The sequence below is a fragment of the Streptomyces laculatispora genome (assembly GCF_017353455.1).
GTDB classification, from domain to species: domain Bacteria; phylum Actinomycetota; class Actinomycetes; order Streptomycetales; family Streptomycetaceae; genus Streptomyces; species Streptomyces laculatispora.
Map to the genome: position 1 here is coordinate 1 of NZ_JAFMPZ010000579.1, position 7,800 is coordinate 7,800.

The following is a 7,800-nucleotide window of genomic DNA, read 5'->3' on the forward strand; positions in this document are numbered from 1 at the left end:
CCCGTACCGCCTCCACGCCCCGGATCAACGCCGCCAGCCCCGCCTCCACCTTGCTCCGCGCGCACCCCACGTTCAGCCGCACGAAGCCCTCAGCCCCGTACACGCTCCCCGGCATCACCGCGACCCGCTCCCGCTCGATCAGCACCCGCTGGAGCGCCTCGTCGTCCTCGACGCCCGCCTTCCGCAGGTCGATCCAGGCCAGGTAGCCGGCCTGCGGCGGCTCCCACCCCAGCTCGGGGAAGGCCGCGTTCAGGCGTTCCCCGACCAGGGCCAGGTTCCCGGTGACATACGTGCGGACCGCGTCCAGCCACGCCCCGCCCTCGCGGTACGCGGCGATGTGCGCGGTCAGCGAGAGCACCGCCGGTGAGGCGAGCCCCTCCGCGGTCTGCATCCGGCGCAGGAACTCCGTCCGGTCGGCGGGCCGTCCGATGATCCCGTACGAACCCGTCAGTGCCGGGAAGTTGAAGGACTTCGACGCCGAGGTGATGACCGCCCAGCGCCCGTCGCCCGCCACCCGCGGCCACGGCACGTGCCGGCGTCCGCCGTGCACGAAGTCCGCGTGGATCTCGTCGCTGATCACCGCGACCCCGTGCCGCGCGGCGAGCAGGGCCAGCTCCGCGAGCTCCGCCTCCGTCCACACCCGCCCCGTCGGATTGTGCGGCGAGCAGAGCAGGAGGACCTTGTTGTCCTCACGTGCGAGCTCCCGCTCCAGCGCGGCCGCGTCCCCCAGCGGCACCCCCCGCAGCTCCCGCCCGAGCCCGGTGACCGCCTTGCGGAAACCGTCGTAGGTGGGGGTGTGGACGACGACGCCGTCCCCCTCCGCCGTCCACATCTGGAGCAGCTGCGAGAGCTGGCTCAGCACGGAGGGCGCGTACACCAGCCGGCCGGTGTCGATCGTGGTGCCGTACCGCGTCGCGTACCAGTGGGCGATCGCCGACGTGAAGTCGTCCTGCTGCCAGTCGGTGTAGCCGAACACGCCGTGGTCGAGACGGGACCGCAGGGCGGCCAGCACCTCGGGGGCCGTCTCGAAGTCCATGTCGGAGATGGTGAACGGCAGCAGCCCGTCCACCCCGAACCGGTCCGCGACCCCGTCCCACTGGACGCACCAGGTGCCGCGGCGGTCGATGACGGTGTCGAAGTCGTAGGACGTGCTCACAGCTGTTCCCTCGGATCGTTCCTGCCGGGTACGGACATGCCGTGGGCCCGGCACCCCAAGGGATACCGGGCCCACGCACACATCCGTACGGGACTACTTCAGCTTGGTGCCGGTGGACCGCAGGTTGGCGCAGGCCTCCGTGACGCGCTTGGCCATGCCCGCCTCGGCGGACTTGCCCCAGCTGCGCGGGTCGTAGACCTTCTTGTTGCCGACCTCGCCGTCGACCTTCAGCACGCCGTCGTAGTTGCGGAACATGTGGTCCACGATCGGGCGGGTGAATGCGTACTGGGTGTCGGTGTCGAGGTTCATCTTCACGACGCCGTTCTCCAGCGCGGTGGCGATCTCCTCGGCGGTGGAGCCGGAGCCGCCGTGGAAGACGAAGTCGAACGGCTGGCTGCCGGCCGGCTTGCCGTACTTGGCGGCGACACCCACCTGGAGGTCCTTCAGGAGCTCGGGGCGCAGCACGACGTTGCCCGGCTTGTAGACGCCGTGCACGTTGCCGAAGGACGCGGCCAGCAGGTAGCGGCCCTTCTCGCCCAGCCCGAGCGCCTCGGCGGTACGCAGCGCGTCGTCGACGGTCGTGTACAGCTCGTCGTTGATCTCGTGCGTGACGCCGTCCTCCTCACCGCCGGTCGGGGTGATCTCGACCTCCAGGATGATCTTGGCGGCGGCGGCCTTGGCCAGCAGCTCCTGGCCGATGGAGAGGTTGTCGGCCAGCGTCTCGGCCGAACCGTCCCACATGTGGGACTGGAACAGCGGGTTCTGACCCTTGGCGACGCGCTCCGCGGAGACCTCGATCAGCGGACGCACATACGTGTCCAGCTTGTCCTTGGGGCAGTGGTCGGTGTGCAGCGCGACCGTGATGTCGTACTTGGCGGCGACGATGTGCGCGAACTCGGCCAGGGCGACAGCGCCCGTGACCATGTCCTTGTTGTACTGGCCGCCCAGGAACTCCGCCCCACCGGTGGACATCTGGATGATGCCGTCGCTCTCGGCCTCCGCGAAACCGCGCAGCGCAGCGTGCAGGGTCTGGGTCGAGGTCACGTTGATGGCCGGGTAGGCGAACTTGCCTGCCTTCGCCCGGTCGAGCATCTCGGCGTAGACCTCGGGGGTTGCGATGGGCATCTGTCCGCTCCTTGGGATGTGCGGGTGTGCGTTGCTGGTTCCCTGACCTGGGGGCGACGTCATCGTCGCCCCCATCTTCCCAGACTCTGGGTTCGGCTCCACCCGGCGCACTCCCCCATCGTTCGGGGCCACCGGTTGCGGACATACGACAAGGGCGGCCGGTTTCACGTGAAACCGGCCGCCCTCAAAAGAAACCGCAGGTCAGGACAGGTCGAGGTCCGCGACCGAGTACACATGGACATACGGGAGCCCCGCCTCGGCGATGGCCGGAGCCGCGCCCCGCTCCACGATCACGGCTACGGCGACGACCTCGCCACCCGCCTCACGCACCGCCTCGACAGCGGTCAGTGGCGAGCCACCCGTCGTCGAGGTGTCCTCGACGACCAGGCAGCGACGGCCCTTGACCTCGGCGCCCTCGATCCGGCGCTGCAACCCGTGGGCCTTCTGCGCCTTGCGGACGACGAACGCATCCAGCTCCTGACCGCGAGCGGCGGAGGCGTGCAGCATCGAGGTGGCGACCGGGTCGGCACCCAGCGTCAGCCCGCCCACGCAGTCGTAGTCCAGCTCCGCGGTCGCGTCGAGCATGACCTGACCGACCATCGGAGCAGCCTTGCCGTCCAGCGTGATGCGGCGCAGGTCGATGTACCAGTCGGCCTCCAGGCCGGAGGAGAGCGTCACCTTGCCGTGTACAACGGCCTTGTCCTTGATCTGCTGCAGCAGCTCAGCGCGTACGTCTGTCATGGCTACGAGGATAAGGCGCCCGGCAGCGGCCCGTTCGCGCGGCGGCGGCCCGTACGCGCACCTCCACCGGCTCAGAGGCTGTGGGCGGCCTCGGACCGGGCTGCGGCCGCTCAGAGACTGCGCCAGCTCCAGGTCGTCGCGATCTCCAGGGGTTCGATCGGGGTGACGTAGCGGGGTGCGGTGTTCAGTCCGTTCGGCGGACCCGACTGCGGCTCCACACAGACCGCCTCGGCCTGCTCGTCGTAGACCACGACCCACTCGGTCCGGCTCTTCACGGTCAGCTCCAGCTGCTCCGGCCAGGTGAGGGTCACATCCACGCCGTCGGGCATCCCGAAGGCGTCGTCCCACGGTCCGTCCAGAGGCGGAATCCGGCGGCCGGTCGGCAGATGGTCCTCGCCCCGCTCCTCCTGCCAGGCCGCGTCGAAGCCGATCCGCACGTCCTCGCCGCCGAGGCTGCGCCGGAACCAGGGGTGCCAGCCGGCCTGCGCCGGGAAGGAGTCCCCGTACGTCTCGATGCCGAACGCCAACGTGACCGAGTCCTCGGCCAGTTCGACGGTCTGCGTCACCCGGCCCGGGTACGGCCAGGGGGCGGCCAGGTCGTAGTAGAACGAGGCCTCCGTCCCGGTCTCCCGGGCGATCTGCCAGGCCGTGTCACGGCCCGTGCCGTGAATGGCGTGCGGCGGGGCGGTCAGCGGCATCCGGTGCGGGACATCGCCGTTGCGGAACTGCCCGTTCTCCATCCGCCCGCACCACGGCACCATCGGGAAGCAGCCGTACCGCTCCCCCTGCCGCAACAGTTCGGTACCACCGATCCGCAGACTGCTGATACGGCAGCCGTTGGCGGGGTTCACGGTCAACTCTGCGTCGCCGACGGACAGCCGGACGTCCTTCTCGCTGCTGCTCACACGACGACACTACTGGCGCGGCTACCTCCGGCGCCGCAGCGCCCGGCCCACCACCACGGCGGAGGCGATGGCGAGGGCGGCCGCCGGGGCCACCCAGCGGAGCGTGGCGCCCGCACCGGTCGAGTCGGGCGACGGCACGGGGGCGTACCGGCCGCGCGGCGGGGCATGGTCGACCTCTTCGGCGCTGCGCCCGATCATGGTGCGCCGGGCATGTGCGGCCTCGGCCGGAGGCCCGTCCGGGACGGTGAACTCGATCCCGGACACCGGGTCCAGCGAAGGCGGCGGCACCGGGGTGTCGAAGACCGAGGCCCTCTCCGGCGGCTGCTCGCCGGCCGGCGCCTCGTCGGCGGCGGCGTCATGCGTGGTCGGGGCCTCCTCGGCACCGGTGCCGTCCGCCTCCTCGGCGGCCTCCTCGATGGCCTTCTCCACCGCGTCACCGACGGACCGCTCCTCGGAACCGGCCACGGACGCGGACCCCGCGGCGTCGCCAGCCCCGCCAGCCCCGTCGTCCGCGGAGTCGTCGGCCCCGTCGTCCCCCGCGCCGTCCACGGGGTCCTGGGTCCCCTCGTGCGCGGCGAGCGCCTCCGTCACCAGCTGCTGTACGAACCGGTCCAGCAGGCGGTGGGCCGCGGTGAGCGCCGCCGCCGCGTCCAGCTCCACCAGGCGGCCGTCGCCGCCCACCGTGCCCTCGAACTCGATCGCCGTACCGCCGTCCCGTTCCGTCAGGCGGACGGTCAGGGCCAGCTTCGCCGAACCGGTGCCGCGCGCCTCCGCGCCCTCGCCCGTCACGGAGACGCCGTACGCGGCGTCCCCCTCCCCGCCGCCCGTCAGCGCGATGAGCCGCAGCGCGCCCCGGTAGGTGATGGTGTGGCCGCCGACCCGTACCTTGAGCCGGCCCGCCAGCGGGCCCGCGGACGCGTCGGCGTCCTGCTGGAGCCCCGGCACACAGCGCGCGACCCGGGCAGGATCGCCCAGCGTCCGCCGAAGGACAGGGACCGGAACCGGAACGAACACCTCATGCTCCATGGAAACCGAGCCTACTCAGCCCCGGGCATCACGTCACCGCTTCCGCCCCTCCGGAGCCACCGCCACCGCCCCGTCCCGTACGGCCCACGGCTCCCCGTGCCGGTCCCGCCCGTACGGCTCAAGGCACTCGCCTCCCACTCACCCCCGGTCGGGACAAGCGCTCACGGCTCGTCCCAGTACCTCGGGTGCACCAGGGTCGAGGGCGCCAGCCCCGGCAGCCGGCCGGACTCCGCCCGCCGCCCCGCCTCCCGGAGCACCGGTTGCGACAGGGACCTCAGCTCCGGCGCCTCCGGGTCCAGGGCGAGCGCCGGGGTCCGGCCGAGTCCGGCCAGCACGAACCCCCAGCCGTGCACCTGCGTGGCCCGGCCGGTCGCACGGTCCGGGCCCGCCTCGAAACCGGCGTGTGGGCCACTGATCCGGTAGGGGCGGGTGTGCAGTCCCGCCGCCCTCATCGACGCCTCCACCGTCCAGTACGTGTGCGGCCGGCCGAGCGGCGGCCCCCCGTGCACCACCAGCCGGCCGCCGGGCGCGAGGGCCTCGGCGACCAGACCGTAGAACTCCGCCGAGTAGAGCTTCGTGCTGGCCGAGACCCCCGGATCCGGCAGGTCCGAGATCACCGCGTCGTAGCGGCCGTGCGCCGCCCGCAACCAGGTGAACGCGTCCCCGGTCACGGCCGTCAGCCGCGGGTCCCGGTACGCGTGCGCGTTCAGCGCGGAGAGCGCCTGGTCCGTACGGGCCAACCGGGTGACAGCCGGGTCCAGCTCCACCAGCGTGACGCTCCGTACGCCGGGGTAGCGCAGCACCTCGCGGGCCGCCAGACCGTCGCCGCCGCCCAGGATCAGCACCCGCGCGTGCGGCCCGTTCATCACCGGGTGCACCAGCGCCTCGTGGTACCGGTACTCGTCACGCGAGCTGACCCACAGCCGCCCGTCCAGATAGAGGTCCAGGGAGCTGCGGCCCGCCCCGGTCAGCACCACCTCCTGCACGTCGGTCTGCATCGCGACCCGCACCCGGTCCCCGTACACCGCGCGCCTCGCCGCCCGCTCGAAGTCGTCGGCCAGCACTGCGGCCGTGGCCAGCAGGGCGATCACCGCCACATTGACGGCGATGAGCAGCCACCGGGACCGGCAGGTGAGATCCCGGCGGAACACCCACAGCACCAGCGCCCCGCCCGCCGCCGCGTTGACCGCGCCGGTGAACAGCGCCCCGGTGAGCTGCCCGAGCATCGGCAGCAGCAGGAACGGGAACGCCAGCCCGCCGACCAGCGCCCCCACGTAGTCCGCGGCGAACAGATCGGCGACGGCCCCGCCCGCGTCCTGCCGGTCGACGCGCTGGATCAGCGTCATCAGCAGCGGGATCTCCGCACCGATCAGGACCCCGATCGCCAGCGAGAAGCCGACCAGCGCGTACCGCGACTCCCCGATCCAGGCGAACGTCGCGTAGAGCACCAGCGCGGAGGAGCCGCCGACCAGCGCGAGCACGGCCTCGATCAGACCGAAGCCGACCGCGGCCCGACTGCATAAACGTTTCGCGAGCAACGAGCCGATCCCCATGGCGAACACCATCACGGAGAGCACGACGGACGCCTGGGTGACGGAGTCACCGATCAGATAGGAGGCGAGCGCGACCAGTTCGAGCTCGTACACCAGACCGCACGCGGCGCAGACGAAGACCGCGGCCAGCACGAGGTACCGGCCGGTCCGCGGTCGCACGGGAAGCCGCGCCGCGCCCCCTCGCAGCGACACCTGCTGGTCGATCATGCCGCGAACGCTACGTCACTGGAACGTCGCCGCTTGTCACCCACAAGGATGTAAGTGACTCAACCGCAGCGGAGTTGGCCCCCGTCACAGCACGGCCGCCGGCATCCGCACACCCACTCGGGTGCGCGTCACCACCAGCTGTCCCTCCTGCGGGTACGCGTGCCAGGTACGCCACCGCACCTGCCCCTCGGACCGCTGGGCGAGCATGGCGGTGAAGGCGTGCGGACTGCCCGGGAACGTCCCGGCCAGGCCGTGGGGATGGTCGGCGACGAGCGCCAGGAGCTCCTGCGCGCGCCCCGCGAACGAGCCCGCACTGAGCGTCTCCACGCGGGCCGCGAACTCGTACTCCCAGTCCCCGAGCCGCTTGGACACACCGAGGGGCAGCGGCGTGCTGCTGCCCGGCATACAGGCGACGGTTTCGGAACAGCTGCCGCGGTCCTCCTCCAGGAGGACCTGATGGGAGGCGCCGAGCAGGCGCAACTGGAGTTGGGCGCCGTCGAGATGGAGATCGAGCACGGCGAGCGCCGGGAGCGGTTCACGCCCCAGCGCCCAGGCCAGATCGGCGGCACGGGTGTCGGAATAGGCCGTATGGAGGGTCGTGAGCATGGGTCGGCTCCGCAAACACACATGGACACATGGACAGGGGGACGCCCCCGACGTGGTGCACGTGGGAGGTGGAAAGCGCCCGATCAGGTCCAACTGGGGTCCGAGGGCTGAATGTTCTCTCCACCGAGGGAATCACGAACTAAGCCTCACTCGCAGTGTTTTTACCCAACTTGGCGTGGTTTCCATCCCCTCGGGGGCCTTCCGGTTCACCTGTTCACCGGAGACTCGCCGCAAGGCCCAACAAAAAGGTGTCCGGGGGGACTTAGAGCGGGTTCGAAGCCCCGTCCCACGTCCCGCCGGACACCTCTGCCGGCACCGGGCCGTCGTACACCCGCCCGGTCGCGGACCAGCTGCCCCGTGTCAGCTGCCTCCGCCGCATCCGCCCCCGCCGCCGCACGACGAACCCCCGCCGCACGAATGGCCACCGCCACAGGAGTGGCCACCGGAGTGACCGCCCGAGTGACCACTGCCGCTGCCGCAC

At 71.7% G+C, this 7,800-nt stretch carries 7 protein-coding genes; all 7 read right to left on the bottom strand.

From position 1 onward, the window contains the following. The coding region (locus J1C73_RS30690; RefSeq protein WP_207319229.1) for a MalY/PatB family protein at window positions 1–1,156 on the bottom strand (1,156 nt) is incomplete at its 3' end. Window positions 1,157–1,249: 93 nt separating this feature from the next. Further along, window positions 1,250–2,281: a class II fructose-bisphosphate aldolase gene (gene fbaA / locus J1C73_RS30695; RefSeq protein ID WP_123460191.1), complete on the bottom strand. Its 1,032-nt coding sequence runs from the start codon at window positions 2,279–2,281 to the stop codon at window positions 1,250–1,252. Window positions 2,282–2,482: 201 nt separating this feature from the next. Then, on the bottom strand, window positions 2,483–3,022 hold the full coding sequence (pyrE, locus tag J1C73_RS30700; protein ID WP_207319230.1) for an orotate phosphoribosyltransferase: 540 nt from the start codon (window positions 3,020–3,022) through the stop codon (window positions 2,483–2,485). Window positions 3,023–3,132: 110 nt separating this feature from the next. Then, on the bottom strand, window positions 3,133–3,927 hold the full coding sequence (locus J1C73_RS30705; protein WP_207319231.1) for an aldose epimerase family protein: 795 nt from the start codon (window positions 3,925–3,927) through the stop codon (window positions 3,133–3,135). Window positions 3,928–3,948: 21 nt separating this feature from the next. Beyond that, the gene (locus J1C73_RS30710; protein WP_207319232.1) at window positions 3,949–4,953 is read right to left on the bottom strand and encodes an SRPBCC domain-containing protein; all 1,005 of its coding nucleotides are present in this window, start codon (window positions 4,951–4,953) and stop codon (window positions 3,949–3,951) included. A gap of 161 nt (window positions 4,954–5,114) precedes the next feature. Then, window positions 5,115–6,713, bottom strand: coding sequence for a polyamine aminopropyltransferase (locus tag J1C73_RS30715; protein ID WP_207319233.1), 1,599 nt, complete (start codon window positions 6,711–6,713; stop codon window positions 5,115–5,117). An 84-nt stretch (window positions 6,714–6,797) separates the two neighbouring features. Then, window positions 6,798–7,319: a DUF2617 family protein gene (locus J1C73_RS30720; protein WP_207319234.1), complete on the bottom strand. Its 522-nt coding sequence runs from the start codon at window positions 7,317–7,319 to the stop codon at window positions 6,798–6,800. Window positions 7,320–7,800 lie beyond the last annotated feature (481 nt).